The following is a 17,358-nucleotide window of genomic DNA, read 5'->3' on the forward strand; positions in this document are numbered from 1 at the left end:
ATGTCCGAATCTGGCATGCCTTGCGCCCGCAGTGAAGCCACCCGGCTGCTCTGCGCCGGCGTCTATCTCGACAACACCTTCCGCAGCTCCGTGATCGAACAGCTCGTGCAGCACGAGGAGCGGCCGATCGCGCCGTCGGTGGGTGTGGACGCGGTACCGGTCCTCGCGCACGCGCTGCGCGCCCGGAAGCTGGAGGTGCCCACCGCCCTCCTGCTGCTGTGCGTCTGGGTGGGCTTCTTCGTCGTCGACTACGCGTACGGCTCCCCTTGGGGGGAGATGTCCATGGCGTGGCCGCTCGGGTACGGCGCGCTGTGCCTCGTGATGTGGAGCGTGCGGGCGAGCAGCGGCCTGGGCACCGCCGTCTACACCGTGGACCGGACCACGCTGCGCGCCGCGGTACCGGGGCAGCGCGGCCGGCTGCTGGCCCTGGCCCCGATCGGCTCCCGGGTGCTGGTCGCGGTCTACTGGGCGCTCGCCCTGACGGGCTTCGTCTTCGGCTCGGCGGCCAACTGGCCCGCCGTCCTCTTCCCGATACTGATCGCGCTGACGATCTGGCTGCACCGCACCCGCGTCTCGGGGGTGCTGCGCAGCGAGCTGAGCCGCGAGGAGTTCGCCGAACTGCCGCGCGCCGAACTCCCTCCGTACGACCGCTACCGGCGGATCAGCGGGTCCGTGGAGCGTGAGCAGCACGCCGGGCTCACCATCTACGACCCCTTCCGGCCGTTCATCGGCGTGGGATCGCCCTACGAACCCTGGTCGTTCGCGCTGGAGTTGAAGCGCAAGGGGAGTGCGGAGCCGGGCCTGGCGCCGCTCACCAGCGCCCAGGTCATCGAGTTGATCAGGCCGCGTCTTGAGGCGCTGCGGGACGCCGCGGCGGCCACCAGCCTCGACCGGCTCAAGGACATGGAGATCAAGGAGTTCGTGTACCTGCCGGCGGGGGTGGCGCGGGCGGACGTGCCCTACGACGTGGAGACGGTGCGCCGGCACCTGAGCGAGGCGGTGGACGAGGGCGGCGAGGCGCGGCGGCACTTCCTGCGGATCAGGGTCGGCGCGGACGAACAGGTCGTGGTGTCGGTGCTGGTGCGCGTCCACACCCAGGGCGGGATGCTCGTCCTGGAGGTCGTGCCGCACGTGCTCAACCCGGTGCGTCCCGAGTACCGGGCGGTCGACGTGATCGCCGAGCACAGCACGGAGAACCTGGTCCGCGACGGCGTGCGGGCCCTGCTGAGCGCCCCGACCGCCAGTTTCGCCGCCGCGGTCTCCGCCGTGCGCACCCTGGTATCGGCGTTCATGATCTGGCTGGTCGAGCCGGAACGGGCGCTGCCCGACGGCCCGGTGACGTCGGTGCGGGAGCTGGGCAGCACCAAGGACATCTCGCTCTTCCAGGAGATGGACATCAGCCGGTACGTGAAGACGATCCAGGACCGGATCGCCAGCGGCGTGGGCGACGCGCTCAGCAGCAAGGGCTACGAGACCGAGCGCTTCGACCGGCAGGTGGTCCAGGTCAGCGAGGGCAACGTCTTCATCGGCACCATGAGCGGCGGCGCGGTGGCCGCGGGGCAGGGCGCGAAGGCCAAGCACGGCCCGGGGGGCGAGAAGTCGTGACAACGGACCCGAACGGCCAGGGCGAGCGGGACGACGGCGGACGGCGGACGGCAGGGGAGCCCGCGCGGACGGGCGGGGCGGACCGGGGCGGCATCGCCATCGGCCTGATGACGGGCGGCGCCGTCGCCGCCGGCGAACGGGCACGGGCCGAGGACAGGTCCGACCGCGCGCCGGCACCGGCACCCGCGGCCCCGGCGCCTGCGGGTGCGACGCCGCCCCCGTCCGGCATCGCCATCGGGACGATGACGGGCGGCGCGGTGGCCGCGGGCCCGGAGGCGCACGCGCTGGACGCGTCCCGCCGCCCGGTCCTCGCCTCCCCCGAACTGGTGCGGGCGCTCGCGGAGTTGCGCGCCGAGCTGCCCGTCGCGGCAACCGGTTCCGACGGCCACGGCGACGGCCATGCCATCGCCGAGCTCACGGACCAGCTCACGCTGGTGGAAGGCGGGATAGCGCGGACGCAGCAGGCCGAGCGCGGACGCCTGGAGCGGCTGCGGGCACTGCTGACCAGCGGCAGCACGCTTGCCGGCGGACTGGCTTCGGCGGTGGCCGTCGTCCAGGCGATCTCCGCACTGCTGGGATGAGGGGGACAGGATGAGCTATTGGGACACGGACCGGCAGGAGTGGGTGCGGGGCACCCAGCCCGCGGCGGCACCCGGGCGGCCCTTCGGGCCGAAGGAAGCGGACGGGACGGCGTCGCAGAAGTCGCCGGAGCGTGCCAAGTGGTCGCACGCCACGCTGCTGACGACCGTGGTCGCGACGGTCCTGACGGTGGCCGTGGTGGGCTTCGGCGGCTGGTCGCTGCTGCACCACGGCGACGAGGAACCGGCCTGGCCGGTCGGCCCGAGCGCGGGCGCCGGCACCTCCTACCCCACCGCCTACCCCAGCGCCATGCCGTCGCCCGGGATCGAGCCGGGCGGCGTCTCGGGCGGCGCGTCGGGCGCGCCGGCCGACCCGTGCGGCGCCCCCGGCGCGTCGGTCTCCGCCCAGTGGCAGCTGGGCACCGGCGACCCCGAGACCGGCTCGGGAATGCGCGCCTGCCGCTGGCAGTCGCCCTACGGCAACTTCACTCTCGTGTACTCGTCGGGAGCCGTCAGCATCAGCGGGACGCCGACGCCGATCCCGGTCAGCGGCGCGCCGTCCGCGGAGGCCGCGCCCAACCAGGCAGGGAACGGCTGCCTGGTCAAGTGGCCCACGTCGTTCGGGCAGATCACCCTCAGCGCCTACCAGGCGGACGCGACGGAGGACATGTGCCGTCTCGCCGCCGCCTTCGGCAGCGCGCTGGCACCGGGCCTGCCGGGCTGACCGCGGCCGGTCCCCGGCGTCACCCGGCGCCGGGCTCCGGTGGCGTGCCGCGCCCCCGGCCCGCGGTGCCGCGCCGCGCCCAGGCGGCCAGCGCGGGCTCGCCGCGACGGACCGAGCCCGGGGCGCGCACGCTGGGGCGCGGGGGCCTGCGGGTGGAGGAACGGAGCTGCCAGGGGACGCTGGTGACCATCACCCCTGGTGTGAACAGCAGCCTGCTCTTGAGCCAGAGCGCCGACTGGTTGTGCAGGAGGTTCTCCCACCAGTGCCCGACGACGTATTCGGGGATGAAGACGCTGATCACGTCGCGGGGGCCGGCCCGGACGATGGAGCGGACGTATTCGACGACGGGGCGGGTGATCTCGCGGTACGGGGAGGCCAGGGTCTTCAGGGGCGTGTCGAAGCCGGCCGCCTCCCACTGCGCGGTGAGGGCGTCGAGTTCGCCGCGGTCGACGGCGACGGTGAGGGCTTCCAGCGTGTCGGGCCGGGTGGCACGCGCGTAGGCCAGCGCCCGCAGCGTCGGCTTGTGGATCTTGGAGACGAGTACGACGGCGTGCACCCGCGAGGGCAGCACCAGCTCCGTCCGCGGGTCGGCGACGGCGAGTTCGGCCGCGGTGCGGTCGTAGTGCCGGCGGATGCCGCGCATCATCAGCCACAGGATGACGGCCGCCAGCACCGCCAGGTAGGCGCCCTGGAGGAACTTCGTGAGCAGCACGACGACCAGCACCAGGCCGGTGACCACGGCGCCCAACGCGTTGATGGCGCGGGCGAGTTGGTGGCGGCGCCGCACGGCCGGGTCCTGCTCGGCGCGCAGGGCGCGGTTCCAGTGCCTGACCATGCCGGTCTGGGAGAGCGTGAAGGAGGTGAAGACACCCAGGATGTAGAGGTGGATGAGCTGGGTGACGGAGGCGTGGAAGGCCCAGAGGAGGGCGCCGGCCACCACCGACAGGGCGACGATGCCGTTGGAGAAGGCCAGCCGGTCGCCGCGGGTGTGGAGCTGGCGCGGCAGGTAGCGGTGCTGGGCCAGGATGGAGGCCAGCAGGGGGAAGCCGTTGAAGGCGGTGTTGGCGGCCAGCACCAGGACCAGGGCGGTGGCTGCCTGGAGGTAGAAGAAGCCGACGCTGTGCACGCCGCCGAAGATGGCCGCCGCGAGCTGGGCGATGACGGTGCGCTGCGGGGTGCTCGCGCAGTCGCCGGTGAAGCCCGTCAGGCGGCAGGTGTCGTCGGTGATGTGGACGTCGGCGATCAGGGCGAGCGCGGTGATGCCGGAGAACATCACGATCGCGATCAGGCCCATCACGCTCATCGTGGCGGCGGCGTTCTTCGACTTGGGCCTGCGGAACGCCGGGACGCCGTTGGAGATGGCCTCGACCCCGGTCAGCGCGGTGCAGCCGCTGGAGAACGCCCGCAGGCCCAGCATGAGCAGCGCGAACCCGGCCAAGTGGGCGTCTCCCGGTGCGGGTTCGACGCCGTAGCGGGCGGATTCCGCCACCGGCGCGTCGCCGATGGCCCAGCGGAAAAGGCCCGTGGCGCACATGAGGAGCACCCCGGCGATGAAGAGATAGGTGGGCGCGGCGAAAGCGCGGCCGGATTCCCGTACCCCGCGCAGATTCACCGTCGCGAGAAGGGCGACGAAAATCAGCGCCATCCCCGTCCGGTATTCGTGGAGGGACGGAATTGCCGAGATGACGTTGTCCACGCCCGACGCGACGGAGACGGCGACCGTCATCACGTAGTCGACGAGCAGGGAAGCCGCCACGACGAGCCCCGCCGAGGGGCCGAGGTTGGTCGACACCACCTCGTAGGAGCCGCCGCCCGACGGATACGCGTACACGACCTGGCGGTAGGACAGCACCACCACCGCCAGCAGCACGACGACGGCGAGCGCCGCCCAGGTGGCCAGGTGCAGCGTGGCGAGACCCGCCAGGGTCAGCACCAGCAGGATTTCCTGCGTGGCATAGGCGACCGACGACAGCGGGTCGGAGGCGAAAATCGGCAGTGCGAGCCGTTTGGGCAGCAGCGTCTCCTGGAGCCCTTCGCTCGGCAGCGCCCGCCCGATCAGTAACCGCTTTACCGCATCCACGATTTTGGCCACGCCGGCGAGCGTAAAGCCACGGCACCGCCCGCATCGGCTCCGGCGCGGCCGGCCCGCGCTTTACCGCCTGCATTTCCGCCGCATAGCACCAGGTCCGCCCATGCGGATATCGCGGCGGGCCCGGCGCACCTCATGCCAGCGCGAAATACCGCAGCCAGATGTATCCGGCGGACAGCGCGACGGTGACCGCGGTGACGACGAGGCCGTATTTGGTGAACTGCCAGAAGCCGATGGGCTGTCGGTGGCGTTCGGCGATGCCGAGGACGACGACGTTGGCGGACGCGCCGATCGCGGTGGCGTTGCCGCCGAGGTCGGCACCGAGGGCGAGGGCCCACCACAGGACGTGGTCGGCGCCGCCGCCCATCTGGTGGACCAGGTCCTGGGTGATGGGGGCCATGGTCGCGACGTAGGGGATGTTGTCGACGACGCCGGACAGCACGGCGGACGCGCCGAGCAGGACCATCGAGCCGCCGGCTTCGCTGCTGCCGATGGTGTCGGCGAGCGCCTTGGAGACCTGGCCGATGACGCCGGTGTCGATCAGGCCGCCGATCATGATGAACAGCCCGGCGAAGAAGGCGAGCGTGGGCCACTCGACCTCGGTCAGCACCTCGCCGGTCCGCACGGACGAGACGGCGACGAGCAGACCGGCGCCGAGGAGCGCGACGATGCTCGGTTCCATGTGCAGCACGGGATGCAGCACGAATCCGGCCACGACCAGCAGCAGCACGACCAGGCCCTGGGCGAGCAGCCGGCGGTCCTTCAGGACCTCGCGTTCGTCCAGCTCCATGATCTCGGCGGCCCGGTCCGCGTCGTAGACGAAGGTCTTGCGGAAGAGGAAGCGGCACAGGGCGATCAGGACGACGATCAGCAGGGCGCTCAGCGGGGCCAGGTGGACGAGGAAGTCGTTGAAGGTCAGGCCGGCGCGGCTGGCGATGATGATGTTGGGCGGGTCGCCGACGAGGGTGGCGGTGCCGCCGATGTTCGACGCCAGCACCTCGGCGATCAGGAAGGGCGCGACGGGCAGCGCGAGCCGCTCGCACACGAGGAGGGTGACGGGGGCGACGAGCAGCACGGTGGTGACGTTGTCCAGCAGTGCCGAGGCCACCGCCGTGATCACTATCAGCATGACCATCACCCGGAACGGCCGGGCGCCGGCTCTCTTGACGGCCCAGATCGCGAGGTATTCGAAGATGCCGGTCTTCTTCAGCACGCCGACGATCATCATCATCCCCATCAGCAGGAAGATGACGTTCCAGTCGATGCCGCTGTCCTCGGAGTAGAACGCGGAGACGTCGTCGGTGGCCCCGATCGCGAGCATCAGCCCCGCGCCGCCGAGCGCGGCGGCGACCCGGTGCACCTTCTCGCTGATGATCAGGGCGTAGGTGCCGGTGAAGACGACGATCGCCGCCCAGCTCTGCCAGTCGTTCATGTCTCTCCGAGGAGTCGGTTCACAAGGTGCGAGGCGGTGATCACCCCGATGAGGTGCCGGTTGCGCCCCTGCCCTTCCGCCGCCACCACCGCCACCAGAGGGCTGCGGACCTGCGCCATGAGCGCGGCGACTTCGAGCGCCGTGTCGTCGGGGCCGGCGACCGGCAGCGGGAGTGCCGTGGCGGGCAGGCAGTCACCGACGCGGCGGCCGGCCAGCGCCTGGCCCAGGCGGTCGGCGTGCTTCTCGTCGATGAGGGCGGCCAGCGCCGGGTCCTCGATGACGTAGTCGGGCACCAGCGTCCTGACCACCTGCGAGGCGGGCAGGATCGCGGCGGGGGCGCCGGCGGCGTCGACCACCAGCAGGGCGGGCAGCTGCTGACGGGCCATCATCCTGGCGGCGTCGAGTGCGTCGCTGTCGATACCGACGGACGGGTAGTCGGCCGCGAGGTCACGTGCGCGCATGGTGGCTCCTTCGGATTCCGGAATGTCCTGCGCCTCATCGTCGGCCGCTACGGCGATGCCGACGGAGTCATTGACGCGGAACATACGGGCCACCGGAGCCACCGGGCTGCGGTACGTGCGGGTCATGGCAGTGGCGCCCCTCGGTCGGTGAAGAGAGTTCTCCCTCATCCGCCGACCAGACTTCCCGGCACTCCACCGGCGAACTTACATGATCCCTACGGCTTGTTGACAGGTTCTTGACGCATGCGCGGGCTGCCGGGACGCGTCCGGCGCCGGACGCGGCGATGCCCGGCAGGAAGCCTGCCGGGCATCGCCGTGAAGGTGCGCGGGTGTGGTGTCAGGAGGTGCGGGCCGGGGCCGCGTCGCCGCCGGTGAAGGGCGCGAAGAGGTGGGTGAAGTCCCAGGTGCCCTGCTGGATGCCGGAGCAGTTGTCCGCGGCTGCGCCTCCGGGGCAGCTCCCGTTGTCCCGCTGAAGCGCCCAGAACGAGAGGGTGTTGATGCCCTTGGACACCGCCCAGTCGTAGACCGTCTTGGCGTTGTCCAGGGTGAAGGTCTCGGCCGGTCCGAAGTCGTCGACACCGGGCATCTCGGTGACGCCGACCATGCCCCACAGCTGCGCCGCGGACTTGTCCGGGTAGAGCGAGGCGAGTTGGTCGTGCAGGCCCTGGGCCGCGGTCTTGGTGTCGGCGGCCATGTCGTGGCTAGCGTTGTCGTAGTAGTCGAACGTCATGAGGTTCGCGACGTCCACCCGGGCGCCGTTGTCCACCGCGTTCTGCAGCAGCGCGACGCCGTTGTCGGCCAGGCCATCGGTGGTCGTCGGCAGCGTGTAGGAGATCTCGACCTGGCGCCCGTTGGCCGCGGCCCAGTCCTGGACCTTCTTGATGGCCTTGTTGCGCCGGTCGATGCCGTCGGACTTGTCCAGCGAGTCGACCTCGATGTCCATGTCGAGCCGCGAGACGTCGTACGTCGTGATGACCTTCTCGTACGCGGCGGCGATCTTGTCGACGTCGGTACAGCTGTCGGCGATCTCGGTGCCTGTGGTGTCGGCGGTGTAGCCGCCGAACGAGGGGATGACGTCGCCGCCGTTCTTCTGGATGGCCTTGATGTCGTCGCCGAACGACGTGGGGTCGATCGGCAGACCGCTGTCACCGTTCCAGTACGGCGTGCAGGAGCCCTGCTCGGTGGTCTGGAGGAACGCCATCGTCAGGTGCTTGGCACCGGAGTCGGCGGCCAGCTTGGCCGGGCTCTCGCCGGTCCACGACTCGAAGTAGGGGGCGAAGACGCGGTGCGGGAGGGGCGTCGCCGCCTGAGCGGGGCCACCGCCCAGCACGGCCAGACCCGCCGCGGCCACGGCGGCGACGGTTGCGGTAAGGGCCGTTCGGAGCGTGCGCAGCTGTCTCATGTCCGTCCAAGGTGTGAGGAGGTGGACCGCCAATTCCCCCCGTACGCAGCGGCATCGGTTACCGGGATAGCCCGGTCGTCGGGGCCATGTCAATGGATCGGACCACAATAGGACTAGACCAATTCGGACGACGGAATGCCGCACTCCTGGCCGGACCGCGCCGAGTGCCCTGGACCAATTACGGGCGTCTCATCCGGGCCTCGCGGCCCGCACACCCGCCCGGACGCGGCAGGCCAACTCCCGCCCCGCCGCTCGCCGTCGGTGACCAACCCCACACATACTGGCCAGTAGCATCGCCGTTCCGCGCCCCTAGAGTGAGGCCGCGGCGGACCCGGCGCGGGGCCGCCGGCCACCCTCGATCCGACCAGGGAGACTGCATGCGCTCTCCGAAGGACTTCTTCCGCCCGCTGGCTGTCGGGGCGCCGACGCCGGTACGTGACGTGCCGTTCCTGCCGTCCCGGATGATCCACTTCTTCGACCCGGGCAACGAGAAGATGGCGGCGAAGGTGCCGTCCATCGCCCCCACCGTCGACGTGCTGCTGGGCAACCTGGAGGACGCGGTCCCCGCCGACCGCAAGGAGGCCGCACGCGCGGGACTGGTGAACATCGCCAGTTCCACCGACTTCGGCGACACCCAGCTGTGGACCCGCATCAACAGCCTCGACTCGCCCTGGGCGCTGGACGACCTGCTCTCTCTGGTCACCGAGATCGGCGACAAGCTGGACGTCGTCATGGTGCCGAAGGTGGAGAGCGCCGCGGACATCCACTACGTCGACCGGCTGCTCGCCCAGCTGGAGGCGAAGGCCGGCGTCCGGCGGCCGATCCTGGTGCACGCGATCCTGGAGACCGCCACCGGCGTCGCCCATGTCGAGGAGATCGCCGGGGCCAGCCCCCGGATGCAGGGCATCTCGCTCGGCCCCGCCGACCTCGCCGCCAGCCGCCGGATGAAGACCACCCGGGTCGGCGGCGGACACCCCGGCTACCTCGTACGCCAGGACCCGCGGCCGGAGCAGCCGGACGCGCCGCGTGCCGTCTTCCAGCAGGACCTGTGGCACTACACCCTGGCGCGGATGGTCGACGCGTGCGCGGCGCACGGGATCCTGCCGTACTACGGCCCGTTCGGCGACATCAAGGACACCACCGCCTGCGAGGACCAGTTCCGCAACGCCTTCCTGCTCGGCTGCGTCGGCGCCTGGAGCCTGCACCCGGTGCAGATCGGCATCGCGAAGAAGGTCTTCTCGCCCGCGCCCGCCGACGTCGCCTGGGCCCGCCGGGTCATCGAGGCGATGGGGGACGGCACCGGAGCGGTCATGATCGACGGCAAGATGCAGGACGACGCCACGTACAAGCAGTGCCAGGTCGTCGCCCGCCTCGCCGACACCCTCGCCGCCCGCGACCCCGAACTGCGCGACGCCTACGCCGCCGCCGAAAAGGAGTGACCACCGTGCCCGACGCGACCCTGCGACCGCGCCGCTCCGTCCTCTACATGCCGGGCGCCAACGCCCGCGCCCTGGAGAAGGCCAGGTCCCTGCCGGCCGACGCGCTCATCCTCGACCTGGAGGACGCCGTCGCACCCGACGCCAAGGACGAGGCACGGCAGCGGGTGGCCGCCGCCGCGGCGTCCGGCGACTACGGCCACCGCGAGGTGACGATCCGGGTCAACGGGCCCGGCACCGCCTGGCACGCCGACGACCTGCGGGCCGCGGCCGAAGCGGGCCCGGACGCCGTCGTCGTGCCCAAGGTGGAATCCGCCGCGACGGTACGGGACGTCGAACGGGCCCTGGAGGCGGCGGGCGCCCCGGACCGCACGGCGATCTGGGCGATGGTCGAGACGCCGCGGGCGATGCTGGACGCCCGCGCGGTGGCGGCGGCCAGCGAACGACTCACGGTGCTGGTGATGGGCACCAACGACCTGGCCAAGGAGCTGCACGCGGAGCACGTACCCGGCCGGGCACCGCTGCTGACCGGCCTCTCGCTGGCACTGCTCGCCGCCCGCGAATCCGGCAAGGCGATCCTCGACGGCGTCTACAACGACGTGCGCGACCTCGCCGGTTTCGAGGCCGAGTGCGTCCAGGGACGGCAGTGGGGCTTCGACGGGAAGACCCTCATCCACCCCGCGCAGGTCGGCCCGTGCAACGAGGTGTTCGCCCCCTCACCGGAACAGGTCGCCCACTCCCGGCGGATCATCGACGCCTTCGACGAGGCGGCTCGCGAGGGACGCGGCGTCGTCACCGTCGACGGGCGGATGATCGAGAACCTGCACGTCGAGGACGCCCGCCGGATCCTGGCACTCGCCGAGGCGGTCGCGGGGCGGTAGCCAGGCGGTCGGGGCCGGCCACCCTCGTCAGGGCGACGGCACGTCAGGGCCGGGCCGGCCGGCCGCCTCACGCCGCCAGAACTCCAGGCTCGCACGGGCCGCCGCCGGCCCCTGGGCACCGGCTTCCGGCGTCCCCTCCGCAACGATCCCCTCCAGCAAGGCACATGCCGCATCCGGATCGCCCGCCTCACCGGTCGTGGACGCATGGGCGTGGCGGTAGCGCAGACTGTCGTGATGGGCGGGGCCGAGTGCCGCCGCGGCGTCCCCGGCGAGTGCCGCGAAGAGCCGCGCCGCCTGCGCCGCCCGGCCGGGGCGCCCCCGCCGTCCCAGTGCCCTGACCTGCGCCGCGAAACGGGCGCGGGCGCGCAGCCCGGGGCGGGTGTGCGCGGTGCCGTGCGCGGAGTTGCGGAACAGCGCGAGGTCCCCGGTGGTGCCGAAGGCCCGTTGCAGCGGCTCCGGCAGCCCGGCCGCGGGCAGGGTGACGGCGAGGTGCCGGTAGAGCGTGCCGAGGTCGAGGTGGTCAGGCCCGTCGGGTATCCCGTCGGCGGCCAGCCGCAGCAGGGCGGCCGTGAAGCCGGTGTGCTCGTGGCCCTCGGGGGTGAGCGCCTTCTTCGTCCGGCCCGCCGCGGTCAGCAGATGGATGTCGGCAGCGCCCGCCGCGTCCAGCGCCCGGCCGGCGAAACAGCAGTCAAGCACGGCGACCTTGTGCTCGGCCCGCACCTGCCGCATCGCCTGGAAGACGGCGGCAACGGGCAACGAGGTGCGCTCCACCACCGGCCCGTCGTCCACCGAACCTGGCAGCGCCAGGCACAGCCGCTTGTCCTCGCCCAGCAGGCCGTGGCCCGCGTAGAAGAAGAGGAGTACGTCGAGCGGGGCGCGTCCTGGCGCGGGCAGCAGCCGGAGCACGTCGGCCGGGGTCTGCGGATCGACACGGCGGTGTACGGCGCTGGGGTCGAAGGCACCGAGCGGGCCGGTGAGCTGTGCGGCCAGCGCCGTGACGCTCGCCGCCGCCTGCGGGAGCGGCGGCAGCGAGCCCGGTACGACGGCCGTGGCGGTGCCGATCAGGACGGCGGCGGAGCGCGCTGCCACCGGGACCAGCGGCGGCCAGGAATCGGACGGCACGGTCCGGCGCTCAGCCCTGCCCGCCGGGGCCGGGATCCAGGAACCGGCGCAGCTGCGCCTCGACGGCCGCCGCGTCCTCCGGGCTGCCCGCCGACAGCTCGACGCGGGTGCCGTCGGGACGGCTCACCCGCAGGCTGACCCGCCGGGACCTGGCCCGCTGGACGAGCCACACCCCCACGCAGCTGACCAGCGCCTCCGCCACCGGGCCCACCACACCCAGCACCTCGGCGGCATCCGCGAGCCCGCCCTGCTCCCCGGGCGCGGGCGGCACCATGCGCAGCCGTGCCGCGCCGCTGAGTTCCTCGTCGTCGTTCAGCCACTCGGCGAGCGAGCGGGCCAAGTCGTCGGTGTCGTCGGCGGGTCCGTCGAACGCGAGGGTGAGGACGTGGTCGGGGGATGGCACGGCGGGCTCCAGAGGGTGGTGGGGCGGGCGGGTCAGAAGTCCGGGGCGTACGGGTCGCGCCCGGCCGGGGCGCCGCCCGCCGCACGCGGACCTGCGGTCCCGGCGCCCCGTGCCGCGGTGGCGAACAGCGGTGGGCGGCCCGGGATCTCGTACGGGAAGCGGAAGGCGGCGGCGGCCTGCGGCACGTCGACGAGGTCGGCCAGGACCTGCTCGGGTTCGCCCGGCGGAAGCGGCAGGTCCTGGCCGTACGTGGTGTCGAGCCAGGCGCGCTGGAGGCCGGTGAGGTTGGTCCAGGCAGCCGCCCACTCGTGCGCCGGGACGGCGGCGGCCACCGCGCCGCCGCCCGTCGCGGTGGCAGGCGAGAGCGTGGCGGCGATCTGCTGGGCGAGACCGCCGACGACACTCCCGGCCCCGGCGACGGAGACCCGCAGCCGGTAGCCGGGGCCCGCGCAGGCGTCCAGCGCCTGCTGATAGAGCGGCGCCGCGCGCACCGCGAACGGATCGGGCGGGACGTCCTGCACGAACACCGGGTTGGGCCGTCCTGGCCTGGCGAGCCTGTCGTACTCCTGGGCGAGATAGCGGAGGTAGGACAGCAGCGCCGGCGACGGCGCGTACGGCTCCAGGCAGACGCCGGCCACCGTGCCCTCACCCGCGCGGGCGAGGGCGTCCCACACCGGCTCCCAGCTGACCGTCTCCCCGCGCAGCGGGGCACACACCACCCCCAGCCGGAAGTCGGCGTCCCGGCGCTCCAGCCACGCCCACGCCATGCGCTTGCGGACCTCGGCGAGGCAGGGCCGCGGGGTGGCCAACGGGACGAGCGCCGCGCGCAGTTCGTCCTCGTCAGCGATCGGCTCCGACCTGACGTGCCGCGGGGTGTCCGCCACCGCCTCCCGCAGGGCCAAGGCCGCGGCGGACGCCGATGCCCCGTCAGGACCGTGCATCCGGCAGAGCAGCACGCAGCGCACGCCACCGCCCGGTGCCGTGACGTACCGCAGCTCGAAGGCGCGCCCGTCCGGCTGCCACTGCCGGGACAGCCAGACCTGTTCGAGCGCGGTCGCCTCGGCGCGCCGCTGGGACTCGGGCAGGCCGACATGGGCGCCATTGGCGGCCATCGCAGGTTCAGGTTCGAGCCGGATGCCGGCCCAGGCCCACGCCCCCGCGGGCCCGTCGGAGACGAGGACGCTCATCCGGCGGCGCCGGCCTCCCCGTCCCGCACGGACGGCTCACGGTTCTGCCCCGGCAGGGCGGACGGGGCCGGGGAAGCGCCGGGCGGTGCGGCCGGCGGCGGCGTGGGGTGCGACCGCGCCACATCGCCCGCGGCGCCCGCCCCCCTCTCGACGGCGACCATCAGCCCCTCGCGGCAGGCCAGATGGACCGCCTCGCGCATGACCGTGGCGCCTTCGCTGCGCAGCATCTGACGCTCGATACCGCCGTCGCCCGTCATGCTGCGGAAGAGTTCCATGAAGTACCGGGCGAACAGGGTCGTGCCGCGGCGCGCCCGCCACATCGTCCAGCCGAGGTAGAGGCTGGTGCCGTAGTTGAAGACCGAGACGTAGGCGACGTACGGCTTGTGGTGCAGCGCGATGCGGGTGCCGAACGCCTTGGCCTTGATGGGGTAGTTGCGAGTGGTCAGGGACCATTTGATCCGCTGGTACACGGTCTCCGCCCGGTCGGGCCGGTCGGCCAGCAGCACCCGCCACTCGGCGACCGGTTCGGGCACCCGGCTGAGGAAGAGGACGGCGAGGAAGACGAGGACCCAGATGGCCACCGTGCCGGCACCGACCAAGGACATCGATAACAGATCGTCCAGGGGATTTCCCCCCTGGGGGCCGGCGTTGGACCTGCCCGACGGGTGTTTCAGCAGTTGCGCCGCGACGAAGCCGAAGACCATGGCGACGATGCCCGCGACCACCGCCGCCCTGCCCACCAACGCCATGAGCAGCTTGCCGCCGACCCGTTCGTTGAGTCCCAGCTCGACCGGTTCGTGCCGCAGCGTCTTGTCCAGATAGGCGGCGTTGCCGTCCCCGCCCCGCCAGCCGGGGAGCGGTGTTGCACCACTGGAGATCATCGGTACCCACTCAGCTCTTGAGAACGTGTGAAGCGATGCGATCCACGTCCACATTGACACACGGCCGCCGCACAAAGTGTGGGTAATTCCCTTTCCGTTGCGGGAAGTTCGACCCGGCGGGTGACGCGCCCGCACCGCCTCCCCGTCCCCGTCCCCCACCTGCGCCGTTCTCCCTCACCTGCCGGTTCACGGCCCGGCGAGCGGAACGTCTTCGGGACGTTAGCGGCCTGTTAGCAGATCACCAGCGTCGCCCGGCACCATTGTTTTCAGCGGGCCGGACGAAGGGCCGCCGCACCACCCACCGCCCACCCAGGGGGATCCACCATGTCGCGCCACACCGCTCTCCGCCACGGACGCAAGGCCGCTGCCGCCGCCACGCTGCTCGCCGCCGCCCTGTCGCTCACCGCGTGCAACGACAGCAAGGCCGACGCCTCGGGTTCCGCACCCGCCGCCTCCGCGTCCGACGCCTCCCAGCAGTCCGCGGCCGACCCGAAGGCCGACGCCCCCGCCGCCGAAGCCGGCAAGCCGGCCGCCGGTTCCGGCGACTCCAAGGCTTCCGGCGGCGACACCGGCAAGCCCAACGCGGCGCCCGCAGCCGGTGGTTCCGGTGGCCGCTGCACCACCGCCCACATGACGGCAGGCTGGGGCTCCGACGGTGGCGGTAGGCCCGACATGAACAGCGACGACCAGCAGACCGCGGCCGTGTGGTTCAAGAACACCGGCAGCAGCAGCTGCACCATCCAGGGCTTCCCCGGCGTTCAGATCAAGGGCGGCGAGGGCGACTGGGACCTGCAGCGCTCCAACAAGCCGGCGACCGCCCGCACCCTCAAGCCCGGCGAGCACACCTCCTTCACCATCAGTCTGCTGCCCACCACCAGCGGCAGCGACAAGAAGGTCGAGCCCGGCATCGTCGTGATCACGCCGCCCAACGAGAAGCAGAACTTCCAGCTGAAGTGGCCCTTCGGCGGCGCCATCCTCGACCAGTCCGGCGCGACCCACCCCGGCACCTTCGTCAACCCGGTCAACGGCAGCTGAACCACCATCGGATCGAGCCGATTGCCCTGACCGGCCCGGTCACGCGCTCTCCCCCGGAGCGCTCCCGCCGCCCGGACCGTTGCCCTCCGCCCATCGGAGTGCCGGTCCGGGCGCGGTCGTCGGGTGGTACGACCCGCCGCGGCACAGCCAACGGCGGTGCGGGGAGCGGGGCGAAGGGCTCCGGTGCGGTGCTGCATCGGGCGGTTCTCCGGATACGGCCTGCTTCTCACGGAATGCTGCCTCTCCACGGTGCGGGCGATGGCTCGCCGGGCCGCGCTCAGGCCCGCAGGACCAGGTGCTGACCGGGGTAGATGTGGTCAGGACCTTCGTGGAGCGTCTTCTTGTTCAGCTCGTAGAGTGCCTGGGTGCCGCCGGAGATGTGGGCGCGCTGCGCGATGACGGAGAGGCAGTCGCCCTGCTGCACGACGTAGCTCTTGCCGGTGAGCCGTCCACCGGTGTGCTGCTGCACGGTGCCGCCCGATGTACGGGGTGTGGTGCCGCCCGAGGTGCGGGGTGTGGTGCCGCCGTGGTGCTTGCGTGCCTGCGGCGCCGGTGTGTGCTGGGCGGCCGGGGGCTCGTGGGTGGCGCTGCTGACGCCGTTCTCCGCGGTACCCGTCGCGCCGAGCCGCCCGCAGTTGGGCCACGGGGCGAGGCCGCGGTCGCGGGCGATGCGCTCGCCGACCGCGATCTGCTGGGACTTCGACGCGAGGTCGGCGCGCGGTGCGTACCGCTTGCCGCCGTAGGCCCGCCAGGTGGAGGGGGCGATCTGCAGGCCGCCGTGGTAGCCGTTGCCGGTGTTGGTGTGCCAGCGGCCACCGCTCTCGCAGCGGGCGATGTGGTCCCAGTCGGGTCCGGCCGGTGCGACGGACGACTTGGCGGCCGGCGCGACCGCCGCCACCGCGCTCTGGCCGCCGATGCCGAGGGCGCTCAGCAGGACCAGCAGTACGGACAGGACCGCTTCGACGGACCGTTTGGCGAGAGGCGACGACATGACAGTTCTCCTCCGGGCTCCGGCAAAGCCGTGACGCGATGCTCGCCACGGCCGGTGGGCAGACACATAGAAACGGGCAATATGCTTTTCGGGACGTCTGGTGAGCCCGAAATGCGCGTGTTTCACCCGGCTGGCCGCCGCGGAGCACCGGCCGGATCCCGTACGCACCCGCCGCCCGCACGGAATTCCTCGCTCCGCAGGGCGGGTTCAGCCCGCCCCCGGGATTCCGCTAACGGCCCGGATGCTGGGCATGCTCCTGTCCCGCCTCGCGGCGCGGGCCGCCGGCACCGACGGCCCCCGCACACCACCACCGCATCCCAGCGCCTCGGAGGGCACCACCGCATGCACCTCGGCATCGTCGCCCACAGCACGGAGGGCGCAGCGCTCTGCTTCCTCAGCTTCTGCCAGGAGGGGTTCCGTCGTACGGGCCGCCACACGCACCCCGACGTGACCCTCGACTACATCGCCTTCGGCGCCAGCATGGACTCCTGGGACGCCGGCGATCACGCCGCGGTACGGGACACCCTGGCCATCAGCGCCAGGCGACTGGCCGACGCCGAGGCGGACTTCTTCATCTGCCCCGACAGCACCGCGCACCTCGCCCTGGAAGTACCAGGCGCCGACCTCGCACTGCCCGGCCTGCACATCGCCGGGACCGTCGCCGACCGCGCCGCCCGCGACGGCCGCCGCCGCGTCGGCGTGCTCGGCACGACGTACGTCATGGACAGCGACCTCTACCCGCGCGCCTTCGGCTCCCACGGGATCGACACCGTGCTGCCGTCCCCTGAGGACCGCCGCACGATCCACCGCATCATCTTCGACGAGCTGGTCAACGGCGAGTTCACCGCGGCGTCCCGCATCCGGTACCGCCGCGTCGTCGAGGACCTGGCCGCCCGCGGCTGCGACGCGGTGGCTCTCGCCTGCACGGAAATCCCCCTCCTGCTCACCCCCGACGTCTCCCCGCTCCCCACCCTCGACTCCACCCGCCTGCTCGCCAGGGCCGCCTACGACACCGCCACCGGACTGCGCCCGCTGCCCACATGGCGGGGCGGGACGGCCGGTGGCTGAGGAGGCAGGAGGGCGGACCGCGCGCCGGACGGGGGCCGGGGCGGGGCGGGTGGATCACGTTCT

Annotated in this window: 15 protein-coding genes and 1 pseudogene; 7 read left to right on the plus strand and 9 right to left on the minus strand. The window is 72.5% G+C overall.

Going from position 1 to position 17,358, the window contains the following annotated elements; translation table 11 throughout:
* From ACGFNI_RS15835 to ACGFNI_RS15845, 3 genes are read left to right on the plus strand one after another with little or no spacing between them, the layout of a single operon-like run.
* Positions 1-1,605, plus strand: coding sequence for a hypothetical protein (locus tag ACGFNI_RS15835; protein ID WP_393684145.1), 1,605 nt, complete (start codon positions 1-3; stop codon positions 1,603-1,605).
* The gene (locus ACGFNI_RS15840; RefSeq protein WP_393684147.1) at positions 1,602-2,186 is read left to right on the plus strand and encodes a hypothetical protein; all 585 of its coding nucleotides are present in this window, start codon (positions 1,602-1,604) and stop codon (positions 2,184-2,186) included. Before ACGFNI_RS15835 ends, ACGFNI_RS15840 begins: the two co-directional genes overlap by 4 nt.
* Positions 2,187-2,196: 10 nt before the next feature.
* Positions 2,197-2,907: a DUF3558 family protein gene (locus ACGFNI_RS15845; RefSeq protein WP_393684148.1), complete on the plus strand. Its 711-nt coding sequence runs from the start codon at positions 2,197-2,199 to the stop codon at positions 2,905-2,907.
* Positions 2,908-2,926: 19 nt separating this feature from the next.
* Here the strand turns inward: ACGFNI_RS15845 and ACGFNI_RS15850 are convergent, their stop codons facing one another.
* The 4 genes and pseudogenes from ACGFNI_RS15850 to ACGFNI_RS15865 form a co-directional block, all read right to left on the minus strand.
* Complete coding sequence (locus tag ACGFNI_RS15850) at positions 2,927-4,999, minus strand: APC family permease (RefSeq protein WP_393684149.1); 2,073 nt, start codon at positions 4,997-4,999, stop codon at positions 2,927-2,929.
* Positions 5,000-5,129: 130 nt separating this feature from the next.
* Positions 5,130-6,428, minus strand: a complete 1,299-nt coding sequence (locus ACGFNI_RS15855; RefSeq protein ID WP_393684151.1) for an SLC13 family permease — start codon at positions 6,426-6,428, stop codon at positions 5,130-5,132.
* Positions 6,425-6,889, minus strand: coding sequence for a CBS domain-containing protein (locus ACGFNI_RS15860; RefSeq protein WP_393684638.1), 465 nt, complete (start codon positions 6,887-6,889; stop codon positions 6,425-6,427). Before ACGFNI_RS15860 ends, ACGFNI_RS15855 begins: the two co-directional genes overlap by 4 nt.
* 352 nt (positions 6,890-7,241) lie before the next feature.
* A pseudogene (locus ACGFNI_RS15865) lies at positions 7,242-8,291 on the minus strand (chitinase); the annotation flags it as partial.
* 377 nt (positions 8,292-8,668) lie between these two features.
* Between ACGFNI_RS15865 and ACGFNI_RS15870 the strand changes: the two are divergent.
* Both ACGFNI_RS15870 and ACGFNI_RS15875 read left to right on the plus strand, forming a co-directional pair.
* Entirely contained in the window at positions 8,669-9,730 is a 1,062-nt protein-coding gene (locus tag ACGFNI_RS15870) for an HpcH/HpaI aldolase/citrate lyase family protein (protein ID WP_393684152.1), read from the plus strand.
* 5 nt (positions 9,731-9,735) lie between these two features.
* Positions 9,736-10,608, plus strand: coding sequence for an HpcH/HpaI aldolase/citrate lyase family protein (locus ACGFNI_RS15875; protein ID WP_393684153.1), 873 nt, complete (start codon positions 9,736-9,738; stop codon positions 10,606-10,608).
* Between the two features lie 27 nt (positions 10,609-10,635).
* Here the strand turns inward: ACGFNI_RS15875 and ACGFNI_RS15880 are convergent, their stop codons facing one another.
* Genes ACGFNI_RS15880 through ACGFNI_RS15895 form a run of 4 tightly spaced genes read right to left on the minus strand, consistent with a single transcriptional unit; the run spans position 10,636 to position 14,201 of the window.
* Positions 10,636-11,730 (minus strand): hypothetical protein, encoded by a 1,095-nt coding sequence (locus ACGFNI_RS15880; RefSeq protein ID WP_393684154.1) that lies wholly within the window; start codon positions 11,728-11,730, stop codon positions 10,636-10,638.
* Between the two features lie 10 nt (positions 11,731-11,740).
* Positions 11,741-12,133: a hypothetical protein gene (locus ACGFNI_RS15885; RefSeq protein WP_393684155.1), complete on the minus strand. Its 393-nt coding sequence runs from the start codon at positions 12,131-12,133 to the stop codon at positions 11,741-11,743.
* 32 nt (positions 12,134-12,165) lie between these two features.
* On the minus strand, positions 12,166-13,320 hold the full coding sequence (locus tag ACGFNI_RS15890; RefSeq protein ID WP_393684156.1) for a hypothetical protein: 1,155 nt from the start codon (positions 13,318-13,320) through the stop codon (positions 12,166-12,168).
* Positions 13,317-14,201, minus strand: coding sequence for a hypothetical protein (locus tag ACGFNI_RS15895; RefSeq protein ID WP_393684157.1), 885 nt, complete (start codon positions 14,199-14,201; stop codon positions 13,317-13,319). Before ACGFNI_RS15895 ends, ACGFNI_RS15890 begins: the two co-directional genes overlap by 4 nt.
* A 324-nt stretch (positions 14,202-14,525) precedes the next feature.
* Here ACGFNI_RS15895 and ACGFNI_RS15900 point away from each other — a divergent pair, with 324 nt between their 5' ends.
* Positions 14,526-15,236, plus strand: coding sequence for a DUF4232 domain-containing protein (locus ACGFNI_RS15900; RefSeq protein ID WP_393684158.1), 711 nt, complete (start codon positions 14,526-14,528; stop codon positions 15,234-15,236).
* 277 nt (positions 15,237-15,513) lie between these two features.
* Here the strand turns inward: ACGFNI_RS15900 and ACGFNI_RS15905 are convergent, their stop codons facing one another.
* The gene (locus ACGFNI_RS15905; protein WP_393684159.1) at positions 15,514-16,227 is read right to left on the minus strand and encodes a transglycosylase family protein; all 714 of its coding nucleotides are present in this window, start codon (positions 16,225-16,227) and stop codon (positions 15,514-15,516) included.
* Positions 16,228-16,569: 342 nt separating this feature from the next.
* On the opposite strand from ACGFNI_RS15905, the gene ACGFNI_RS15910 reads away from it, so the two are divergent.
* Entirely contained in the window at positions 16,570-17,295 is a 726-nt protein-coding gene (locus ACGFNI_RS15910; RefSeq protein WP_393684160.1) for an aspartate/glutamate racemase family protein, read from the plus strand.
* Positions 17,296-17,358 lie beyond the last annotated feature (63 nt).

The sequence above is a fragment of the Streptomyces sp. NPDC048644 genome (assembly GCF_043199105.1).
Taxonomy (GTDB): domain Bacteria; phylum Actinomycetota; class Actinomycetes; order Streptomycetales; family Streptomycetaceae; genus Streptomyces.